We start from the raw sequence: 19,669 nt of genomic DNA, 5'->3' as shown, positions 1-19,669 counted from the left end.
ACTCACCAACGACCTCGGAAGGTAAACAGTCATGCCATCACAGCTCAAGCAATCTGTCCTCGAACTTGTCCGCGATCCTGCCGTCGCCGGTATTGTCGTCGAGACCGAGTACCAGCCTCTCGGCGGTCGCAATGTCGCGGTCGCCCCGCCCACCTATGCGCGGCAGCAAGGTGACAACGACCGTACTCCCCAGCATGCAGTGTCTGAGAATGCATTCGTACCCGCGCGGAACCGCGACGGGTGGCTCGTTGATATCGCGCGCGACGAGAACTGCCGACCCTGCACAGCTGCACGGGTGATCATCGACAGTGTCGGATCTCAAAGTGGACGCAACGAAGCCGGACTCTGGAATTCACAGGACCGCCTCGGTGCCCGACTCCCCGGGATCAGCATCACCGTCCCCGACGACGTCCTGTCAGCAGAAAGGGACCCCGAGATCGTCAGCGCGCTTCGAGCTGAGGTCTCTTCTTGGACTGCGGCACATCGGCATGCTGATGCTTGGGCTCGATTCGCAGAAACCGACGGCGGCAAGCAGGTCTGGCAGCAGAATGGGCAGATCAGGGAATTGATCACTACGACGAGTGCCGCCACCGGAGAACAGCTCTATCGATACTTCCCGAATTCGGCGATCTTCGGCTTCTGGCTCTCCTCAGGAGTTGCCGCACGGCACAAGTTGCCACGTTCCTACTCCTCGGAAATCATCGGGTACGGCGCTGTCCCGAATGTCACGGGAGCGACCAAACTCGATCCCACTGGTGGTGCGTCCGAGAAGAGCCGCGTCGGTTTCAAGAACGGCGAACTCGTTGTCGGAAAGACCGGAGTCGAACCCTCCAAGGCCGGGTTCGGTCAGATTCCGGGCCAACCCATGACCACGGGCTACATCTGTGAGCTGATACTGCAGCAGGCCAGCATCTCCCTGGCCGTCCTGCGCTCGATCAGCTTCGAGAATCGAGAGATCAAAGATGCAGCACTGACAGTTCTGACGCTACTGGCGATGACCGGGCATGAGCTCGCTGCCGAGGACGGCTTCCTGCGCAGCCATTGCTCGCTGCTCGCCACCGTTCAAAGGTGGGGATCGATGAGACAGGGACAAGCCGATCCCATCACCTTGGATGTCGGTGGTCTCGACGATCTCGTCGGGGCTCTGCAGGAGGCCATCACCGATGCCGAATCACTTGGCCTGAGATTCGCGGAACCCATCCGCCTCAACTTCTCCGAGGCACAACGGAAACTGATCGCCGAACGTGTCGAGAACGAACGCAGCAAGCAGACTCGGGAGAACTGATGTCACTCCTCGTCACGGTGACCCTGTTCCGTCCGACATTCCACGGGCATGGACGCACTGGCGAGGTGCAGTGGCCGCCCTCGCCCATCCGTCTCCTCGGCGCGCTCAAGCAGGGAGCACACTCGTTGGAATCCAGCGACACGGCTCGGCGTGCCCATGATGCCCTGAACCGTCTGGTCGCTGCACCGCCGCCGATCATCCACACATCCGATCATCGTGATCTCGCGATTCCCGACACCTACACCGACCGCACTTGGCTGCCATCTCGCTTGTCAGCCACACATGGTGAGACCGCCGTCGAGTACCTGGGTCTCGAACACTTCGGCATGGACTCGCACAACCGTGTCGCCAAACCTCAAGGCGCCGTGGCGTTAGCCGGACGACGTCTTGAATTTCGCATCGAAATCGAACTAGAACCCGAGCACATCGAAGCGCTTGATGCCGCCGCTCGGCTGGTGCCGTATTTCGGGCGCTCGAACGATCCAGCGATGCTCAACGTACTCAGCATTGACGATACGTATGCTGCATCCAGACACCTCATTGCATGGCATCCCAGCAAACGCCCCATGGGCCATCTGCTCGGATGGCAACCGAACACCATCGCCTGGATGGACGAGAATCATCGTCGCCGATTCTCCGAGGATGGGTCGATCAATGTTCTGCCGACCTTGCCGCCTGATGCGTACACTCAGCCACTGAGCTACTCCCGAGCGGTCCCTCGGCAGGAGCGGATGCATGTCCTCGAACTGCCTACATCTGTACCCCAACCGAGGGCGCCGGCTCTGATGCGGGAAATCGCCGAGGTGCTGCCACCTCAGTGGCGGGCGCTGCCTCTGACCGCAAGCCTTCATCCGCAGAGCGATGGGCGGTTGGCTGGAATCGGACTGCTCCCACTCGAAATCGCGGAGGTCCCACCTCCGCTTGCCGCCGTCAACGCGGTGATCAATAGATGCGTTTACGATCGCGCAGCCGTTACCTCTGGGGCCGTGCGAACGCTCGATCCAAGCACGTGGACTCGATCTGCCATTCGCTGGACATCCACCACGCCGCTCCGAGGTTTCCCAGATATTCGAGTTCTCTCCTATAACCTCTGTCAGGAGACTCAGGAACACTTCGGCACCGGCGTGACGATCACCGAGGCGCACTCTGAACCGCACCGTCGTGGCGAGCACCGTTGGCCGAGTTCTGCCTACTCCGACGGTCTCGCCCAATGGTGGCTCGAGATCGAATTCGACGGCCCGGTTGAAGGTCCACTGGCTCTGGGAGCCTCGACCGATCATGGATTCGGCATGTTTCTGCCGCACAAGGAGAACCGATGACCGGCTACCCGACCTTCACATTATTCTTTGCTGCCCTGCATGACGGCAACGAGCCCTACGAATGGCAGAAGGACCTGGCCACCAAACTTGCGGTGCACGGAACCTGGCCTTGGCATATCGACGTGCCCACCGGGCTCGGCAAGACAGCTACGATTGCCAATGCCGTTTACGAACTCGCCAGACAATGCCATGAAGGAGTACCGCGAACAGCACCCCAACGCATCTTCCATGTCGTCGATCGCCGCACCATCATCGACTCGACCGCAGAATATGCCGAGCACATCGCGGAACAGATCAATTTGGCACCAGAGGGCCCTCTGCGGACTGTCCGCGATGCTCTTGGCTCACTCCTCGGCCCGGGGGACGACTTCGCACTGGTCACCGACAGCATTCATGGAGACAGTGCGGATGACCGCAGATGGCTGCGCGCCGCAGGTTGCTCCATTGTGTCGCTCTCCAGTCATCAATTCGTCTCTCGACTGCTTCTACGCGGTTACGGGGTGAACCCGGGTGTCCGTTCCATCGCAGCCGGCCTCTGCGCCATTGACCGACTCGTGCTGTTCGACGAACCCCATCTCTCGGCGCAGAGTGTTCACACCATCCTTGCCACGGAGCGGCTGCAGGCCCGGGCCATTCGAGACCTCGGCGTGCCCCAGTCACAGACCTCCCTGTTGGGGGCCACTGTCGATACGAAGCTGACCGACCTCGGCGGTACCATTCTGTCGTTGGACCCCTGTCGGGAAACAGCAGAAGCAGCACGAAGACGGCTCGAGACGCAACGCATTGCCCGCATCGACTGGTCCGGTGACACCGATGCCAACGTCGAGAAGCTGATGGTGGCTGCGACCCAAGAAGCACGACGGTCCGGTGCAGAGCGCATAGTGGTCTTCACCAACACTGTCGGAATGGCACAAGCGATCCATCGCAAACTGAGCAAGTCAGCAAACGAGGACGCGCCTGTCACTCTGCTCACTTCGCGCTTCAGACCTCACGACAAACCCATTCTACCGAATGTGGGGATCGTGGTCGCCACGCAGACTCTCGAGGTCGGTGTCGATATCAGCTTCGATGCACTCATCACTGAAGTGTGCCCGTGGGACGCTCTCGTGCAGAGGCTGGGACGACTCAATCGAGACGGCCACTCCGATCACGGCACGGCCACCGTCATCGCAGGCTGGGACGAAAACACCGATTCTCCTGCTTCACGCAAGGCCACAAACGCAGTGTACGGCGAAGAACGCATTCTTGCGGCTACTCGACTCATGCGCAAACTTGACGAAGAATCGGATGACGGCCTCATCGATCTCGGCTTCACAGGACTGAGAGAACTCAGGGCGCGACCCGACATTGATCATGAAGAGTTGGTCGGCAATCAGAATCGCATCGGCACGCTCACCTCGGCGATGCTTCCCATTCTGGCCCAAACTCGTCCGATTCCCGAGCCAGACGTCCCCATCGATGCACTCATCACCGGCCCCGACGCGCCCATCGCCAACGAGGTGTCCATTGCCTGGCGGGAACGACTCGACGTCTTCGATTCCCGCACAGATGCTCCTCGGATTGATCCGATGGAAGTCGTTGCCGTTCCACGCAGCGCACTGGCACTCTTCTTGCAGGGTAAAGCCAAAGCGACGGCGACCATGCACGATGGGGTTGGCGATGTGGAAATCGGTCGAGAATCGGGTCCACTGCCATTCGCACTTGACCAATTCCGGACATGGAGAAGTTCAAGCGAGACCTGGGAGATCCCCCGGTCGATTCGTGACGTTGTTACAGCAGTACGTGTGGTGATGAAGCCTGCACTTGGTGGCTACGACAAGGTACTCGGCTGGACAGGAAATCGGACCGATGAGGGTTCCAACCTGGATATCTCGATATCTGTTGCCGTCAAGGCGATTTCCCACATGGGAAGGAGCCGACTGCCAACCAAAGTTGACCTCGTCCTGAGCCCGTCATCCCTCGATCAACTGGAGGTACTTACCGACGATTTCGATGTCTCTCCACTTCGCGCTGAATTCTCTGTCCTCAAGAGGAAATCAGAAGGTGGCATACCGGTGGACGATCTCGATGTCTCATTGCTGATCGAAGCGGCAAGTGACTTTGCGGAGGCACTGGCGCAGAAGGGTGCCTCCGATCGCGAGCAAGTTCGACAGGTCACAGTGTTAACCTGTCATCCGTCAGTTGTTGTCGTTCGGATTCAGAGCGCGCGCAGAATCGAAGTGCAGAATTCGCACGAACTCGTTGCCCACCAGCGTCAGACGGCGTCGTGGGCGAGCGCCGATGCCCGCAACGTCGGACTTGAGTCCGGTCTCGTCGGCTCAGTGGCAACCGCGGCGCTACACCACGACGAGGGCAAACGCCGTCGAGAGTTCCAGCTGCACCTTGGTGCCTTCGAAGGGAGCTCGAGTGCAGTGGTCCTGGCCAAATCGGGACGGAGGCTGTCCCGTGCAGAGGAATTGCGTCGTCTGCGTCTGGTGGGAATCGAGGATGGATGGCGGCACGAAGCTGAGTCCGTGATGATGGCGAATCTGCCTCTCCTCGAACGGCACCTGGTCGGTTCCCACCACGGGTGGTTCCGGCCCGTGCTTCGACCGATTCGGCGCGTTGTTCCACCGGACGAACCTATATACCCAGGGGCACTTGAACATGCTGACGAGTTCGCCGAACTCAATCGGCTGTATGGCGTATGGGGACTGGCTTACTTGGAAGCGATCTTACGCTTGGCCGATTGGCGTGCTTCCGCGCGACCGAGCAACGGTTTTGAGGCACCTGAGGCATTCACTGCCAAGACGAACGAATCGCGGTCTCAGGTCAAGAACCAGGTGCCTGAATTGCTGGCTGAGCCCACGACTACAGCGCTGACAGGGCTGCATACCCATCCGTTGACCGGCTGGTTCGCAGCAGTCGGACTCTTGGCCGCGACGCAGGAAGATGACCCTTACGCAAGGCTCCATTGGTCTACCCTGTATGCGAGCCAGTACGCCTTGCCGGTCGTACCGGTGCTTCGCTCCGCTGTGCCCGTGGCCGAACTCGTCGACCGAATACACTCCGATCCTCAGTGGGACGAAGCGGAGAAGCTGTTGGGTCTGCATACGACCGGTCGCAGCCTGGGAGTCAAGAGTCAGAAGCTTCATCCCGCGAGAAACCTGCGGGGCCTCTTGTCCGAATCGGAAGCCGCTGAAAACGAGATCGTCCTCACTCTCGGTAATGATCTCGTGGCATCGGAGGGCGAAAAGGTCGTCATGCCTCTGGTGCCAATCGCTAACAATGCCTCGTATCCGAAGATCGCAATCGACCGGATCTCTGAGAAGAGACGTGAAGGATCCGCCGAGGAAGCATACCTGACGTTGACTACCATGACTGCTGGGTTTGGCAATAATCCTTGTGATGGCGGAATGGATCGAAGTTTAGCGGAGAGCCCCGTGGTGAATGGCCTCGGTGACGTCATGACCCGCCAGACTCGATCGGCACTCGCTCCCCTCGTTCTCTACGGCATCGCAAAAATAGGTGCTGGCCCAGTCAGAGGTATTGGAGTCAGCGACCGAACCAGAGAACTCATCCTGCCAATGCCCACCGAGGCTCTGACTTTCCACGAGCTCCAGGCACTGACATTCATAGGTCGAGGACGAGTCAACTGGGACTGGGCGGGCGTTGGTCTGCAATGGGTTTATATGGCGCGTCATCAAAAGCCCACAAAGTACGAATCGATCTGGAGAGGTGGGGTGCAGCATCGACGTCAAACCGAATGAAAACGGACCCCCTTGCGAGTAACGCTACAGGTCAGGAAGTATCCGCTCCGCGCACGCGGGGGTAGGCCCCTGATCGTGAACGCCCCGGACTGGTTGTCAGGATCCGCTCCGCGCACGCGGGGGTAGGCCCAACGCTTCACCGGTGTCGATGTTCTCGAGCTTATCCGCTCCGCGCACGCGGGGGTAGGCCCGCCGTGCACGCAGAACTTGCCGAGTCTGCGGAATCCGCTCCGCGCACGCGGGGGTAGGCCGGTTTTCTTCCGTACCTGAGCGCGACCGCTGACATCCGCTCCGCGCACGCGGGGGTAGGCCCTGCCGCAGCGTGCGCGGCGGTCGCACCACTAGATCCGCTCCGCGCACGCGGGGGTAGGCCGCCCGTGAATGCGGAAATGGGATCTGCGACTAGATCCGCTCCGCGCACGCGGGGGTAGGCCGCGATGACGGTCGGGGAGTGTGTGGTCTCCACGATCCGCTCCGCGCACGCGGGGGTAGGCCGGCCACGCACGGGCATGTTGGCATGTCTGATTTATCCGCTCCGCGCACGCGGGGGTAGGCCCCGCGAAGTTTCTGACATTGTGGCCCGGTTCGTATCCGCTCCGCGCACGCGGGGGTAGGCCCTCGGCCTGCTCGAGACGGCCAGGAGGCGCAAGATCCGCTCCGCGCACGCGGGGGTAGGCCCGGTGGAAGCAGCAGGACCGCACCGCATCCACAATCCGCTCCGCGCACGCGGGGGTAGGCCGGCGAAGTGTCCGGCGTGAGCGCGATGTTCTGAATCCGCTCCGCGCACGCGGGGGTAGGCCGCACGGCCGCAGGGCGGTGTCCTGTGAGCTCAAATCCGCTCCGCGCACGCGGGGGTAGGCCTCGCTGTGAGTCCGCCGAGTTCCGCGCCGTAGGATCCGCTCCGCGCACGCGGGGGTAGGCCCGTGGCTTCATGCGTGCCGTCGAGGATGTCGGTATCCGCTCCGCGCACGCGGGGGTAGGCCTCCGTGGACGACTACGGCATGAGCGCAGCCGAAATCCGCTCCGCGCACGCGGGGGTAGGCCGATGCCTGGGACAAGTCCTCGAGGGGAGTCGAGATCCGCTCCGCGCACGCGGGGGTAGGCCGTCCACGTCTCAGATGCGGTGGGAGCACAACCTATCCGCTCCGCGCACGCGGGGGTAGGCCGGTGGAGCAGCTGCTGCGTGAGCTCAACCTGGGATCCGCTCCGCGCACGCGGGGGTAGGCCCTCTGCAAGGCACTGATCGAGGAGTTCGACCTTATCCGCTCCGCGCACGCGGGGGTAGGCCCCGCAGCCGGTCCTCGAGAACTTCCGGTGTCACATCCGCTCCGCGCACGCGGGGGTAGGCCCCTTCGCCACGAACGACAGGTCGGCGTTGGCGAATCCGCTCCGCGCACGCGGGGGTAGGCCCGAACCCGGCGCTGAGATGACAGACTGAAGCGAATCCGCTCCGCGCACGCGGGGGTAGGCCCGTCCCAGCGTAGGGGACGGGGTATCCCTTCTCATCCGCTCCGCGCACACGGGGGGGTAGGCCCCCCGCCTGGGCACCGGGTGGGTGGGCGCACGCATCCGCTCCGCGCACGCGGGGTAGGCCCGTTGAAGGAGCTGCTGGCTGAGGCCAAGAGCAATCCGCTCCGCGCACGCGGGGGTAGGCCCATGGCGCCGGCCCCTCCGACTGGACGGACATCATCCGCTCCGCGCACGCGGGGGTAAGCCCTGGAACAGCCAGTCGCCATCGGCGGTGCAGCTATCCGATCCGCGCACGCGGAGGTAGGCCGCTTTATCGTCTTGGTGATGTTCGTGATGTGCTATTCGCTCCGCGCACGCGGGGGTAGGCCCGCTCCCGATCCAGCGTGATCGCACACGAGCACGATCCGCTCCGCGCACGCGGGGGTAGGCCCCGGCCGGTGTTCCACGTCAGGGTGTCGTTGAGATCCGCTCTGCGCACGCGGAGGTAGGCCCGGCATCGACCTGCCACTGTTGACGGTCACGTAATCCGCTCCGCGCATGCGGGGGTAGGCCCCTTGATCCTGAACGGCGCCGGGGCATCGGTCTATCCGCTCCGCGCACGCGGGGGTAGGCCGCTGTATCGTCTTGGTGATGTGCGTGATGTGCTATCCGCTCCGCGCACGCGGGGGTAGGCCCCGGCCGGTGTTCCACGTCAGGGTGTCGTTGAGATCCGCTCTGCGCACGCGGGGGTAGGCCGCTGGCGTTGCCCGTTAAGGTGAGGGACCGGGCATCCGCTCCGCGCACACGGGGGTAGGCCCCATTGGCAGCTCGCCGTCGACACACACGAAACATCCGCTCCGCGCACGCGGGGGTAGGCCCGCGATCCTGGACGAGTCGATGACGGCGCCGAAATCCGCTCCGCGCACACGGGGGTAGGCCCGCTCGGGATCGGGGGAAGCGCACACCACTATGACTGGGGTATCCGCTCCGCGCACGCGGGGGTAGGCCGTAGCCCTTCGCGCCCTCGACGAGGGTTTCGGCATCCGCTCCGCGCACGCGGAGGTAGGCCCGCCCGCCACATCCTCGGATTCGACCAGACGCTCATCGGCTCCGCGCACGCGGGGGTAAGCCCCCACCCAGACCGTCCTCATCGTCTGCGAGGAGATCCGCTCCGCGCAGGCGGAGGTAGGCCCTCTTCGGGGGTCACGCTGCTCGTTATATTAATTCTCAAGCAGCAGCCGGGGTCTTTTGACCGACATTATGGTGAAGAACCGCCTTAGTTCAAAATCGACTCGGCGCAGGCGGAAACCATTAAAGTGTCCGGCACGCTGTTGGCCGACCAATCCTGGCCAACTCATCCGGAGCGATTTAGCCCAAGGATTAGACAGTTAGCCCGAAAACCAACATATGTACACTTCAGACCTTGAATTGTACAATTGAACCATGTCGACAATCACCGCTTCCGACGCGCGCAAGTCCTTCGCGGCCGTCCTCGAGACCGCTCAGACCGAACCCGTCGTCATTGAACGCCGAGGAGAACGCCAGGCGGTCGTTCTCAGTGCCTCCGAGTACGATCGCCTGGTTTCCGCCGCCGAGGAAACCGACGACGTCGCCGCCTTCGACGCCGCCATGGCAGAAGAGGGCCCCAACATCCCGTGGGATCAGGTCAAGGAGGATCTCGGCTGGACCTGAGCATGTCCTACGAGATCGAACTGCGGCCGGCTGCCGTTCGCGCGCTCAAACGCATTGATCACAAAGACCAAACCCGCATCCGAGGCGCCATCGCGCTCCTCGCCACCGACCCTCGACCGCCGGGAGCGACCATGCTCAAAGGCCGGTCAGGGTTGCGGATTCGGGTCGGGGACTACCGCATCATCTACACGATCGAAGACGATCGGCTGCTCGTCGTCGTGGTGGCATTGGGTCACCGTCGGGAGATCTACGACCGCAGCTCCTGACCACCCACGCCGAGGTGTCTCTACTCACTCCCGAGCGCGGCCCGCGGTCGCCACCTGGACGAGGATCGGCTCGGCCACCTGCAGCCCGCCCCTGATGACGACGATACCCGCGACCACTGACGCGAGAATCGTGAGGAACGTGACGGGACTGAGCACCAAGGCGGCACCGGCCAACGGCAGCACGAGCAGCAGCCCCAACCCGGCGGCCACCAGCGATATCCAGATGGTCGGGCCGAGCACGGCCCGCACCAAAGCCTGATGCATTGTGCCCGGATCCATGCCGGCCGCGTAGAGATCTTGGAAGGTGTCAGCCCTGTCGTAGACATCGGCGACCTGATTGATCAGGGCGGACACGGCGATGAGCAGGATCGAGATCCCCAGCACCACCAGGACGCCTGTGAAGATGTCATGGAACAGGACGACCTCCTCCGGTGCCGTCTCGGACTCGGAGTTCTCGGCAAAGTCGAGCCCCGTCTGCATCAACGCCACGCCGGTCCCGCCGACGGCGGCGACGAATGCCGTCATCGCCAGCCCCGATACCCGCCTCCAGAACCTCTTCGGCTCATCCGAGACAAGGCGCGCCGCGATTAGCCGGGCGGGAGTTTGTGCCCTGTTTCCGCTGAGATGGGCGAACCACCTGATCAGCAGCCCGCCGATGAGGTCGACGGCGACGAGGCCGAGAGCGAAGACGGCGACGATCACCGACACGATGACCCCGACCCCGAGGCTTCCGGCCTTCGACAGCGCCACGAGCACGGGCAGTGCCAGCAGCACGACGACCGCGGTGGCCACCCGCGCCCAGGGGAACTTCCGGTCCACGGACCTCGTCCGCACGCCCAGCGGAGAGACCGTGACCCGTCGCAGGCCGAGCAGCGCAGAGCCGAGGCAGACGAGGACGAGGAAGATGACGACCACGGTCAACAGCCAGGCGGGCATGAGGAGATTCTCGTAGCCGATGGGCGCGCCGAGGAAGTGAATCCGGCTCACGGGCCAGGCCAGCGCCAGATATCCGAACACTCCGAGGACGATTCCGGCGATCGCCGGGACCAGTGGCTCGACGACGGCGAGCGCCACGATTGCCGACCTCCGGGCGCCGAGCAGTGACATCGTGGACAGACGCTCGTCCTGGCGCCGGGCGGAGAGAGTCGCCGAGGCGGACGCCAATGTGCTCGCCGGAATCACGAGGAGGACGGTCGCCAGTGAGGCGAGCACCTTGTAGATCATGCCGATGTCCGCTTGGCTCGGATCCGGGTTGGGCGGGATCTGGAAGAAGCTCCAGGCGCCGGCGGCCACGGTGAGGAACAGGGCTGCGCACGCCAGGAAGGAACTCATCACGAGCAGTGAGCTCGAGGACAACATCGTCCTGCGGCCGAGGACGAGGGGAAGGACACGAACGCCGCTCATCGTGCCTCCACCCGTCGTCCCGTGTCGGAGACGATGCGTCCGTCCGCCAGGCGCACGATCCTCGAGCACCGAGCGGCCACTGTCTCGTCGTGGGTGACCACGACCAGGGTCGATCCCCGTCCGGTCGTCGAGGCGAGCAGTTCGGAGAGCACCTCGGCGGAGGTGTGGGAGTCCAGTGCCCCGGTCGGTTCGTCGGCGAAGGTCACCACTGGCTGGGTGACCTGGGCGCGGGCGATCGCCACTCGCTGAGCCTGCCCGCCGGAGAGCTGCCCGATCCTGCGCCCCATATGCGTGGCCAAGCCCAGTCGCTGGAGCCATCCGCGCGCGTGCGCCGTGGCCTCCTGGCGGCTCATCCCCGCCAGCATGGCGGCCAATGCCACGTTGTCGACTGCGGAGAGTTCCGGCAGGAGGAGGCCCTGCTGGAAGACGAAGCCGAAGACCTCCCGGCGCAGCGCGGTGCGCCCGGATTCCTTCAGAGAGGTGATCTCGGCAGCTGGGTTCCGGTCGGTCGGCTGAAGTCGGATGGTGCCGGAGTCTGGTGCGATGATTCCGGCGAGGCAGTGGAGCAGGGTCGTCTTGCCGGAGCCCGATGGTCCCATGATCGCCAGTGATTCGCCGAGGGCGAGGTTCATGTCGATGTCGGCGAGCGCGGCAGTCTGTCCATAGTGTTTGCCCACCTGCGTCGCGGTGAGGATCGGAGGAAGCTCAGTCATGATTCCATCCTGTCGTCGATCCGAGCGCTGCGACATGGAGTGGTCCCGACACAGGGACACGGAAAACCCGAGGTTCGCCGATCGGGGTTCCTCATTCTCAGACATCTACAAACGCAAGTCTCCGCTTGCCCATTGACATGCAACTGAACACTTGCCTATCGTGGTCATGTGGCTGATGTGTTCAAGGCCCTGGCCGACCCCACCCGACGCACGATCCTCGACGAACTCACCGATCGTGACGAGCAGACGCTGTTCGAGATCTGCTCACGGCTCATCAACAAGCACGGTTTGAGCTCGTCACGACAGGCGATCTCCCAGCATCTGGAGATCCTCGAATCAGCGGGTCTGGTCCGCACCCGACGCGAAGGCCGCTACAAGTTCCACCGGATCGACACCACACCGCTTGACGCCATCGTCACCCGGTGGAGGCCGAGTTCCACCACCGAGACGGGCACCGGGCCCGACTCGGTCCCACCCGGGAACAGCTGACGATGGAGGAGTCATGAAGATTCAATGGACGAGCGTGATGGTCGACGATCAGGAGCGCGCCCTGCAGTTCTACACGGAGAAGCTCGGCTTCACGAAGAAGGTCGACATCCCCCTCGGTGAGCACCGCTGGCTGACCGTGGTCTCACCCCAGGATCCCGACGGGGTCGAGCTGCTGCTCGAACCCAAGGGCCACCCGGCTGCGGCGCCCTTCACCGAGGCGCTCGTCGCAGACGGAATCCCGTTCACCCAGTTCGCCGTCGACGACGTCCACGCGGAGTACGAACGTCTGACCGGCCTGGGCGTGACGTTCACCCAACAGCCGCTGGAGATGGGGGCGGTCACCTCGGCGGTGTTCGACGACAGCGTCGGCAACCTCATCTCGATCGTCCACCAGGCCGAGGCAGCGGCCGAGTGACGATAGGGCCCGGTGCCAGCTGACGGGCGATCACCCCGGCAGGAGCACGATGACGGTGTGGATCGCGAGCCCGACCAGGGCTCCGATCACCGTTCCGTTGATGCGGATGTACTGGAGGTCGCGGCCGACATAGAGCTCGATCCGGTCGGCGGCCTCCTTCGCGTCCCACCTCTCGATGGTGTCCGAGATGACGCTGGCGATCTCGGGGCCGAAGCTCTCCGCGAGGTCACCGGCGGTGGTGGCGATGCGATCGTCGATCCGGGCCGCGAACTCGGTGTCGGTCTGAAGGCGTTCGGCGAACTCGCCGATGAGGTCGGTGATCCGATCCCGGACCTCACCCTGGGGATCGATGATGGCCTGGCGGAGGAGGTGCTTGAGCGAACCCCAGACCTCGAGCACGGAGTCGACGACCCCATGCTGGCTGAGCAGGTCGTTGACGACGACCTCGGCCTTGTCCGCGAGCGCCGTGTCGGAGGACAGGTCCGCAGACAGATCGACGAGCCAGGCATCGAGGGCCTGCCGGGCCTTGTGATACGGGTTGTCGCGGACGTCGGCGATCCAGCCGAGCACTTCGCGCTGCAGCCGTCCGGCCAGTTGCTCGTTGACGAAGTCGGGCACCCAGGCAGGGGCGCGGTTGTGGACGATCTCGTCGATGACCTGCGGATTGTCGCTGAGCCAGGTGTGCGCCTCGGCGACGACGAGATCGACGAGCTTGTGATGGGCACCGTCGAGGACGATCTGGCTCAGCAGCTGCCCGAGCACGGGAGTCTTCCGGGTGGCGACGAGCCGCGGGACGATGACGTTGTTCGTCAGGGCGACGATCGATTCGTCGTTGATCCGGTCAAGGACGTACTCGAGGCCGGCGGCGGCGCGGTCGACGACGAGGTCGCGGTTGGCTGCCCGACTCAACCAGGCCCCACCTCGGCGGGAGACCTGAGCGGACCGGATCTTCGTCGACACCGCCTCGGCGTGGAGGAAGTTCGTGGCCACGAACGCGGACAGGCTCGCGCCGAGCGTGTCCTTCTTGCGCGGGATGATCGCGGTGTGCGGAATCGGCAGGCCCAGCGGGTGCCGGAACAGGGCGGTGACCGCGAACCAGTCCGCGATCGCGCCGATCATCGCCGCCTCCGAGGCGCGGGAGACGAATCCCCAGACCCCGGACAAGTCGGTGAAGACGTGGGTGGCGAGGAAGGTCAGCGTCGCGAGGATGAGCAACGACAGAGCCAGCGTGCGCATCTTCCGCAGCCCGGCGGCCCGCTCGTGATCCTCAACGGTCAGTTCGCCCGGGCCGCCGAGTCGCGGCACGGACAGTGCTCTTTCGATCGCCATGATTACCCCCTGCCCCGACTTTAGCGAACTGTGGTGGCATAGGCTCTCACCGCCAGGCTGGGAAGGCTCGGTGTCCGCAGGGACGGCGAGTTCACGATTTCGCAACATCTTCTGCGTCCTTCCCGGGAAGCTGCCGGGCAGCCGCGTACGATCGAAGCATGAGCCGCGCACTCAGCGACAGAGAACTGGAAGTGGCCGTCGAGATGATCCGACGCGCTCAGGTCTCCGCCGGCCTCAACGGGCCGTCCGCGAAGCTCCCCGACCTCAACCGCAACCGAGGTCCGGCCACCCGGAAGAACGCGTCCGCGTACCAGCTGCGCGCGCGAACGGACAGACGAACGGTCTGGGCGGCCAATCTCGCCAACACAGTCGTCTCCGCAGCGTGCGCGTGCGGAACGTGCCCGTCCATCGCCCTGGCCCTGCCCGGAGATACACCCCGCTACGCCTACGACGCGGAGAGGAGCAGCTTCATCCTCGACGCCGTCGCCGATTCCGCGATCATCGTCCTGTTCATCGAGAACGACGTCCCCGTCTACCTCGAACTGGTCCCGCCATTCAACGCCGGCGGAGTCGACGAGTTCCCGAGCATCGAGTCGATGGTCTTCTGAGCGATGGGTCGACAGCTCCCGACCGGGCCGCATTCCGAGCCCTGAAGCGACGGCACCCCACGGCAGCTGCTCACAGCGGTGGATCGGCGCCCGGCAGGAGTCCCGGAAGCGCAGACAGATAAGCTTCGTCGACGAAGCCATCAATCAGGGTTCTCTGCACCATGAAACCCGCCACCAGGGACATGAGGAGTGGGGCGGTCGACCGAGCCCATGCCTCCGGGGACTCATAGATATCAGTGCCCTGGGCCGACGCCCAGCGACCCAGATGGTCCTCGATCGTCCCGCGCATCTTCGCGATCACCGAGTCGACCATCGTTCGCAGGCGGTCGTCGACCGTCGCTTCCGACCAGACCTGGAGGACCATATGAATCGGGGCCACGGCCCGCAGGCCGGTGATGATCGTGGTGACGATCTCGGCCGGGGCGAGGAGATGATCGTGGCCCTTCGCTTCCAAGTCCTCGCGTCGACCCTCCATCACCCGTTGAGCCGCCGCATGCACGATTTCCTGCTTGCCGCTGAAATAGCCGTAGATGGCACCCGCTGACAGCCCCGACTCCCGGATGATGTCCGTCATCGAGGTTCGCTGATATCCGGACCGACCGAAGCAGGCGATCGCTGCAGTGATGATCTCCTCGCGTCGTTCGGCACGACGCTCCTCGCTGATTTTCGGCATCATTCCTCCCTTGACAATCCTATCGCGGGACCTATCCTAAAAGAACGAACTTTCTGTTTTTTAGGAGGAATCATGTCAACGGTGCTCACCGAGCGAACTCGCCCACCGGATGGCGAGCGACCTGTCCCTTCACCAGCGCGAGCCCAGGCCCCGTGGTCACGCGTGATCCTAGTGGGCTTGGGCCTCTCACTCGCTGTCGGAATCGTCCTGCTCGCCTTCTCCTGGCCCACCGTCACCGCATCACCCAGGGATCTTCCCATCGGCATCGTCGGATCCGGCCCCCAGGCCACCGCCGTCGCAGCCGAGCTGTCCGAATCCGCGGATGACGCGTTCGATCCGGTCACGTACGACGATCGGCACTCAGCTGTGGAGGCGATCCGAGAGAGAAAGGTCTATGGAGCCGTCGTCCTGGGCTCCTCACCGTCGAATCCACCCGAAGTCCTCACCGCCTCGGCGGCCGGCCCACCCGTCGCACAGATGTTGGCTGGCTTGGCTCATCACCTCGAGCAGAAAGCGAATGAGCAGATCGCCGAGGCGCTGGCGTCGGGCCGGCCCACGGGCGCCGGAGACACTTCCGCACCGGCGGACTCGACGGCCCCGGCCTCTCCCGCGCAACCGGCCATTGAGGTGACGGTGACGGACGTGGTGCCCTTCAGCGACGATGACCGCAAAGGCGCCGGGCTCGCCACCTCGGTGTTCCCTCTCGTCATCGGCGGTCTCATCGGCGGGGCGATCACTGCGCTGACCGTCAGAGGATCAGGTCCGAAGCGGGCCGCAGCGATCATCGTGTACGCGGCCTTCGCCGGATGCGTGCTCACCGGCATCCTCCAGGGCTGGTATGGGGTCCTCCAGGGCGACTTCATGCTCAATGCTCTGGCGATCGGCCTCGGTCTGGCAGCGATTTCCGGAACGATCACCGGACTTGCGGGGATGGTCGGCCCGGCAGGAATAGGCGTCGGCGCGGTCCTCATGATTCTCGTGGCCAATCCGTTGAGCGGGACTGGTCTCCCGCCGGAATTCATCGTCTGGCCATGGGGCCAAGTCGGCCAATGGATGCCCGTCGGGGCGGCCGGCACGCTGGTCCGGGAACTGTCCTACTTCCCGGATGCGGCCATGCTCTTCCCCTGGCTGGTTCTCGCGAGCTGGGCCTTCGTCGGCCTGCTGCTCACCGCGCTCGGCCGCCGCGGCGACCTTGATGAGGCAATCCGCTCCGGTTCCCGACGAATGCGGCCGTGAATGCAGAATCGGTGGTCACAGACCCGAGGGGAAACCGTGAGTTCTCACGATCTCCCCCAGGTCTGTGGCCACCGATTCGTCTGCCACGCGCCCTCAGGGCCAAGCACGATGATGACCGCGGCGTCGCTCCCGACCGGGCCGCATTCCGAGCCCTGAAGCGACGGCTGGATCAGCGATCGGCCAATTCGCGCACCGCGTCGAGGAGTCGGCGGACGTCGTCGCTCGTCGTGTACGGTGCGAGGCCAGCGCGGATCCCGCCTTCACCGAGGTCGGCCCAGGCACCCGCTTCGTGCGCGTAGAACAGTCCTCCGCCCACCGCGATGCCTCTGTCTCCGAGCAGGCGGCAAGCCTCGTCGACCGGGACGCCGTCGATCGTGAACAGGACGGTGGGCGTTCCCACCGCAGGCGAACCGACGCGTTTGACTGCCGGGATCTCAAGCAGCCCGGTGAGCAGGACCTCGAACAGCTCCGATTCGTGCCGGTGCAGCGCTTCGTAGGAACGGGCCAGACGATCACGTCGGGTGCCTTCGGTCGGTGCGAGATCGGCGAGGAAGTCAATCGTCGCGGTGGTGCCCGCCAGGAGTTCGTACGGCAGAGTGCCCAACTCGAAGCGCTCCGGCACGTTGTCGGTGGACGGGCGCAGCTTGCGCGGCTGCAGGCGCTCAAGCGTCTGCCTCCGGGAGCCCAGGACGCCGAGGTGCGGACCGCAGAACTTGTACGCCGAGCAGACGACGAAATCCGCGCCCATCTCCTCGAGATCGACCAGGTGATGCGCGGCGTAGGCCACGGCGTCCACATAGAAGAGGGCGCCGGCTTCGTGGACGAGCTCACTGATCGCCGGGATGTCGGGGCAGGTGCCGAACAGGTTCGACGCCGCGGTGAGAGCGACCAGCCGGGTCCGGGAAGTGATCACCCGAGCCACATCCTCGGCGTCCAGGTCGCCTGTTCGGCGGTCGAAGTCGACCCATCTGATCGTGACGCCCCGGTCCGCCGCCACGTCGAGCCACGGTGCGACATTCGCGTCATGATCGAGGCGGGACACCACGATCTCGTCTCCCGGTTCGAGCAGATCCCCGATCGCCCTTGCGAAGTCGAATGTGAGCTGCGTGGCGCTGCGTCCGAAGACGACCGCCTCCGGTGCCACGTTCAGGAAATCGCCCATGGCCGACCGTGCGGCATTCACGATGCCATCGGCACCTCGGGAGTAACGGTTATGGGTTCCGCGCTGCGACACCGGAGCGACGAGTGCGTCGCGGACTGCTCGTGCGACGGGCTCGGGTGTCTGAGTGCCCCCGGGTCCGTCGAAGAGGGCGCCCCCTGCGCTCAGTGACGGAAACTGCGCACGTAGCCGGGAGACCGAATAGGTTTCCATGACAGTCGGCCCGGTCATCCGAGGACGCTCGCGATCGCGACGATCTCGAAGCGGAAGTCCTCCACGAGTTCACCGCCATGCGTGAATCGGGGCGGCATGGGAGCGGGAATCCTCTCCCTGTAGATCTCGTCGAACTCGGCGAATCGGCTCATATCGCTGAGGATGCAGTGAACCTGGAGCAGAGCGCTGAGCTGGGAACCGTGCGCCCTCAACGTGTCCTCCAGATCCGCGATCGCGGCCTTCACCTCGTCCCCGAAAGCCTCGGGGCGCCTGCCGTGCTCGTCCACCCCGACTTTCCCGGAGGTGAAGACGAGGCCGTTGGCCACTCGTGCCGATCCAAAGCTGCTCACACTCGATTCTGCTGTCATGAGCTCATCGTAGGTGGCCGATTCCCCGAGGGAATAGGCATTCTGCCCATCCGCATCACAGTCACCGAGGCACTCCGACAGATCCGGATTCTCCCGCGCCTGAGCCCACGACGCATCCGCCCTGGACGATCATCCTCCGGGCGTCCATCTCCCACAGCGCCTCCGGTTCCTCCAGCGGGTCGCCAGTGAGGACGACGGCATCGCCCCAGGCGCCTGCGCCGAGGTGACCGAGCTGTGAGCTCCCGAAGATCCCCGCGTTGCCCATGGTCATCGAATGCAGTGCCGTCTCGGCCCCCAAGGCCTCGACCTGCAGCCGCACTCCGGCCAGCTGCTCGTCCTCCATGTCTCCCATGAGATCGGTGCCGAAGCCGACGCGGACCCCGGCGGCGAGCGCCATCTGCGCCGCCTCCATGCCCTTCGACAGCACCTCTTCGTTCTTTGCCAGCGAGACCGGGTTGAGGCCAAGCTCGGGTCCGCGCCTGCTCATCGCATCGTAGGTGGCCAGTGTCGGCACCAAGGACACACCTCGGCGGTGCATCTGTGCGGCCGTGGCCGAGTCGATGAGGTTTCCGTGCTCGATGCACGTGATGCCGTTCTCGATCGAGTGCATGACGGATTCAACCGAATAGGAATGCGCGGTGACATAGGTGCCCCGCCGGTTCGCCTCATCACTGACCGCGCGCAGCTCCTCCGCCGAGTACTGGGGAATCCGCACCGGATCGGTCAGCGAGAACACGCCGCCGGAGGTCATCACCTTGATCGCGTGGGCGCCGGTGCGCAGGCGGCTGCGGACGGCGAGGCGGAGGTTGTCGACGCCATCGACGACCTCGCACATGTGACCGTGGCCGAAGCAGATGTCGATGTGCTCCGACCGCGGATCGCCATGACCGCCCGTCTGGCTGAGCGCGGGACCCGTGAAGAGGTAACGCGGCGCATCGATGACGCCGGAATCGACCGCCCGGCTCAACCCGATGTCACCTCCGGCCACATCCCGTACCGTGGTGAAGCCGCGAGCGAGGGCGCCGGAGAGGCGTTTGGCACCATTGAGCGCGGCGTAGCTCAGCGGTCCCCTCTCGTTCTCGAACCCGTCCATGCTCAGTCCGTAGGCATGGAAGTGGGCGTCGCTGAGGCCGGGAATGATCCAGGAGCCCGAGACGTCGAGGGTCTCCGGCGTCTGACCGGTCACGGACCCCGCCATCACCTCCCCGTCGACGATGACAAGATCACGATCGACGAAGCCGGTTTCCCGGCCCTCCCAGATCTTCGCGCCGGTGAGTACGAGGGAGCCTGTCCGGTTCATGT

At 64.4% G+C, this 19,669-nt stretch carries 16 protein-coding genes and 1 CRISPR repeat array; of the genes, 9 read left to right on the top strand and 7 right to left on the bottom strand.

Annotated features, from left to right (window positions below):
* Positions 1 to 31: 31 nt before the first annotated feature.
* From cas7u to RIT73_RS04120, 5 genes are all read left to right on the top strand, one after another.
* Positions 32 to 1,285, top strand: a complete 1,254-nt coding sequence (cas7u, locus tag RIT73_RS04140; protein ID WP_309130788.1) for a type I-U CRISPR-associated RAMP protein Csb1/Cas7u — start codon at positions 32 to 34, stop codon at positions 1,283 to 1,285.
* A complete protein-coding gene (csb2, locus tag RIT73_RS04135; RefSeq protein ID WP_309130787.1) occupies positions 1,285 to 2,604 on the top strand; it encodes a type I-U CRISPR-associated protein Csb2 in 1,320 nt (439 codons plus the stop codon). Before cas7u ends, csb2 begins: the two co-directional genes overlap by 1 nt.
* Positions 2,601 to 6,353, top strand: a complete 3,753-nt coding sequence (locus RIT73_RS04130) for a hypothetical protein (RefSeq protein ID WP_309130786.1) — start codon at positions 2,601 to 2,603, stop codon at positions 6,351 to 6,353. The genes csb2 and RIT73_RS04130 overlap by 4 nt, the downstream gene beginning before the upstream one ends.
* A 40-nt stretch (positions 6,354 to 6,393) precedes the next feature.
* Positions 6,394 to 8,994: a CRISPR direct-repeat array (repeat unit 28 nt; unit sequence ATCCGCTCCGCGCACGCGGGGGTAGGCC).
* Positions 8,995 to 9,245: 251 nt separating this feature from the next.
* The gene (locus RIT73_RS04125; RefSeq protein WP_309130785.1) at positions 9,246 to 9,494 is read left to right on the top strand and encodes a type II toxin-antitoxin system Phd/YefM family antitoxin; all 249 of its coding nucleotides are present in this window, start codon (positions 9,246 to 9,248) and stop codon (positions 9,492 to 9,494) included.
* A 2-nt stretch (positions 9,495 to 9,496) separates the two neighbouring features.
* Entirely contained in the window at positions 9,497 to 9,760 is a 264-nt protein-coding gene (locus tag RIT73_RS04120; protein ID WP_309130784.1) for a type II toxin-antitoxin system RelE/ParE family toxin, read from the top strand.
* 24 nt (positions 9,761 to 9,784) lie between these two features.
* On the opposite strand, the gene RIT73_RS04115 is transcribed toward RIT73_RS04120, so the two are convergent.
* Positions 9,785 to 11,164, bottom strand: coding sequence for an FtsX-like permease family protein (locus tag RIT73_RS04115; protein ID WP_309130783.1), 1,380 nt, complete (start codon positions 11,162 to 11,164; stop codon positions 9,785 to 9,787).
* Positions 11,161 to 11,877 (bottom strand): ABC transporter ATP-binding protein, encoded by a 717-nt coding sequence (locus RIT73_RS04110; RefSeq protein WP_309130782.1) that lies wholly within the window; start codon positions 11,875 to 11,877, stop codon positions 11,161 to 11,163. The genes RIT73_RS04115 and RIT73_RS04110 overlap by 4 nt, the downstream gene beginning before the upstream one ends.
* A gap of 168 nt (positions 11,878 to 12,045) precedes the next feature.
* Between RIT73_RS04110 and RIT73_RS04105 the strand changes: the two genes are divergently transcribed.
* Both RIT73_RS04105 and RIT73_RS04100 read left to right on the top strand, forming a co-directional pair.
* Positions 12,046 to 12,366, top strand: coding sequence for a metalloregulator ArsR/SmtB family transcription factor (locus RIT73_RS04105; RefSeq protein ID WP_309130781.1), 321 nt, complete (start codon positions 12,046 to 12,048; stop codon positions 12,364 to 12,366).
* A gap of 13 nt (positions 12,367 to 12,379) precedes the next feature.
* Positions 12,380 to 12,781 carry a VOC family protein gene (locus tag RIT73_RS04100; protein WP_309130780.1) on the top strand — a complete coding sequence of 134 codons (402 nt, stop codon included), beginning with the start codon at positions 12,380 to 12,382 and terminating at the stop codon, positions 12,779 to 12,781.
* Between the two features lie 30 nt (positions 12,782 to 12,811).
* On the opposite strand, the gene RIT73_RS04095 is transcribed toward RIT73_RS04100, so the two are convergent.
* The gene (locus tag RIT73_RS04095; RefSeq protein WP_309130779.1) at positions 12,812 to 14,110 is read right to left on the bottom strand and encodes a DUF445 domain-containing protein; all 1,299 of its coding nucleotides are present in this window, start codon (positions 14,108 to 14,110) and stop codon (positions 12,812 to 12,814) included.
* 158 nt (positions 14,111 to 14,268) lie between these two features.
* On the opposite strand from RIT73_RS04095, the gene RIT73_RS04090 reads away from it, so the two are divergent.
* Positions 14,269 to 14,718: a hypothetical protein gene (locus tag RIT73_RS04090; protein ID WP_309130778.1), complete on the top strand. Its 450-nt coding sequence runs from the start codon at positions 14,269 to 14,271 to the stop codon at positions 14,716 to 14,718.
* Positions 14,719 to 14,788: 70 nt separating this feature from the next.
* Here RIT73_RS04090 and RIT73_RS04085 read toward each other — a convergent pair whose 3' ends face one another.
* Positions 14,789 to 15,391: a TetR/AcrR family transcriptional regulator gene (locus RIT73_RS04085; RefSeq protein ID WP_309130777.1), complete on the bottom strand. Its 603-nt coding sequence runs from the start codon at positions 15,389 to 15,391 to the stop codon at positions 14,789 to 14,791.
* A 177-nt stretch (positions 15,392 to 15,568) separates the two neighbouring features.
* Between RIT73_RS04085 and RIT73_RS04080 the strand changes: the two genes are divergently transcribed.
* On the top strand, positions 15,569 to 16,627 hold the full coding sequence (locus RIT73_RS04080) for a hypothetical protein (RefSeq protein ID WP_309130776.1): 1,059 nt from the start codon (positions 15,569 to 15,571) through the stop codon (positions 16,625 to 16,627).
* 169 nt (positions 16,628 to 16,796) lie between these two features.
* Here RIT73_RS04080 and RIT73_RS04075 read toward each other — a convergent pair whose 3' ends face one another.
* From RIT73_RS04075 to RIT73_RS04065, 3 genes are all read right to left on the bottom strand, one after another.
* On the bottom strand, positions 16,797 to 17,999 hold the full coding sequence (locus RIT73_RS04075) for a cysteine desulfurase-like protein (protein ID WP_309130828.1): 1,203 nt from the start codon (positions 17,997 to 17,999) through the stop codon (positions 16,797 to 16,799).
* 14 nt (positions 18,000 to 18,013) lie between these two features.
* A complete protein-coding gene (locus RIT73_RS04070) occupies positions 18,014 to 18,367 on the bottom strand; it encodes a RidA family protein (RefSeq protein WP_309130775.1) in 354 nt (117 codons plus the stop codon).
* A gap of 61 nt (positions 18,368 to 18,428) precedes the next feature.
* Positions 18,429 to 19,667, bottom strand: coding sequence for an amidohydrolase family protein (locus tag RIT73_RS04065; protein WP_309130774.1), 1,239 nt, complete (start codon positions 19,665 to 19,667; stop codon positions 18,429 to 18,431).
* Between the last annotated feature and the right edge of the window lie 2 nt (positions 19,668 to 19,669).

Origin of the sequence: Brevibacterium sp. (assembly GCF_031179145.1) — a bacterium.
GTDB lineage: Bacteria > Actinomycetota > Actinomycetes > Actinomycetales > Brevibacteriaceae > Brevibacterium.
This window is presented reverse-complemented; position numbering and strand designations above follow the sequence as displayed.

Coding starts and splice junctions, on each gene's coding strand:
- RIT73_RS04130 (WP_309130786.1), top strand. CDS start 2,601: ATGACCGGCTACCCGACCTTCACATTATTCTTTGCTGCCCTGCATGAC.
- RIT73_RS04075 (WP_309130828.1), bottom strand. CDS start 17,999: ATGGAAACCTATTCGGTCTCCCGGCTACGTGCGCAGTTTCCGTCACTG.
- RIT73_RS04065 (WP_309130774.1), bottom strand. CDS start 19,667: ATGAACCGGACAGGCTCCCTCGTACTCACCGGCGCGAAGATCTGGGAG.
- RIT73_RS04120 (WP_309130784.1), top strand. CDS start 9,497: ATGTCCTACGAGATCGAACTGCGGCCGGCTGCCGTTCGCGCGCTCAAA.
- RIT73_RS04110 (WP_309130782.1), bottom strand. CDS start 11,877: ATGACTGAGCTTCCTCCGATCCTCACCGCGACGCAGGTGGGCAAACAC.
- RIT73_RS04085 (WP_309130777.1), bottom strand. CDS start 15,391: ATGCCGAAAATCAGCGAGGAGCGTCGTGCCGAACGACGCGAGGAGATC.
- csb2 (WP_309130787.1), top strand. CDS start 1,285: ATGTCACTCCTCGTCACGGTGACCCTGTTCCGTCCGACATTCCACGGG.
- RIT73_RS04095 (WP_309130779.1), bottom strand. CDS start 14,110: ATGGCGATCGAAAGAGCACTGTCCGTGCCGCGACTCGGCGGCCCGGGC.
- RIT73_RS04125 (WP_309130785.1), top strand. CDS start 9,246: ATGTCGACAATCACCGCTTCCGACGCGCGCAAGTCCTTCGCGGCCGTC.
- RIT73_RS04100 (WP_309130780.1), top strand. CDS start 12,380: ATGAAGATTCAATGGACGAGCGTGATGGTCGACGATCAGGAGCGCGCC.
- cas7u (WP_309130788.1), top strand. CDS start 32: ATGCCATCACAGCTCAAGCAATCTGTCCTCGAACTTGTCCGCGATCCT.
- RIT73_RS04070 (WP_309130775.1), bottom strand. CDS start 18,367: ATGACAGCAGAATCGAGTGTGAGCAGCTTTGGATCGGCACGAGTGGCC.
- RIT73_RS04115 (WP_309130783.1), bottom strand. CDS start 11,164: ATGAGCGGCGTTCGTGTCCTTCCCCTCGTCCTCGGCCGCAGGACGATG.
- RIT73_RS04090 (WP_309130778.1), top strand. CDS start 14,269: ATGAGCCGCGCACTCAGCGACAGAGAACTGGAAGTGGCCGTCGAGATG.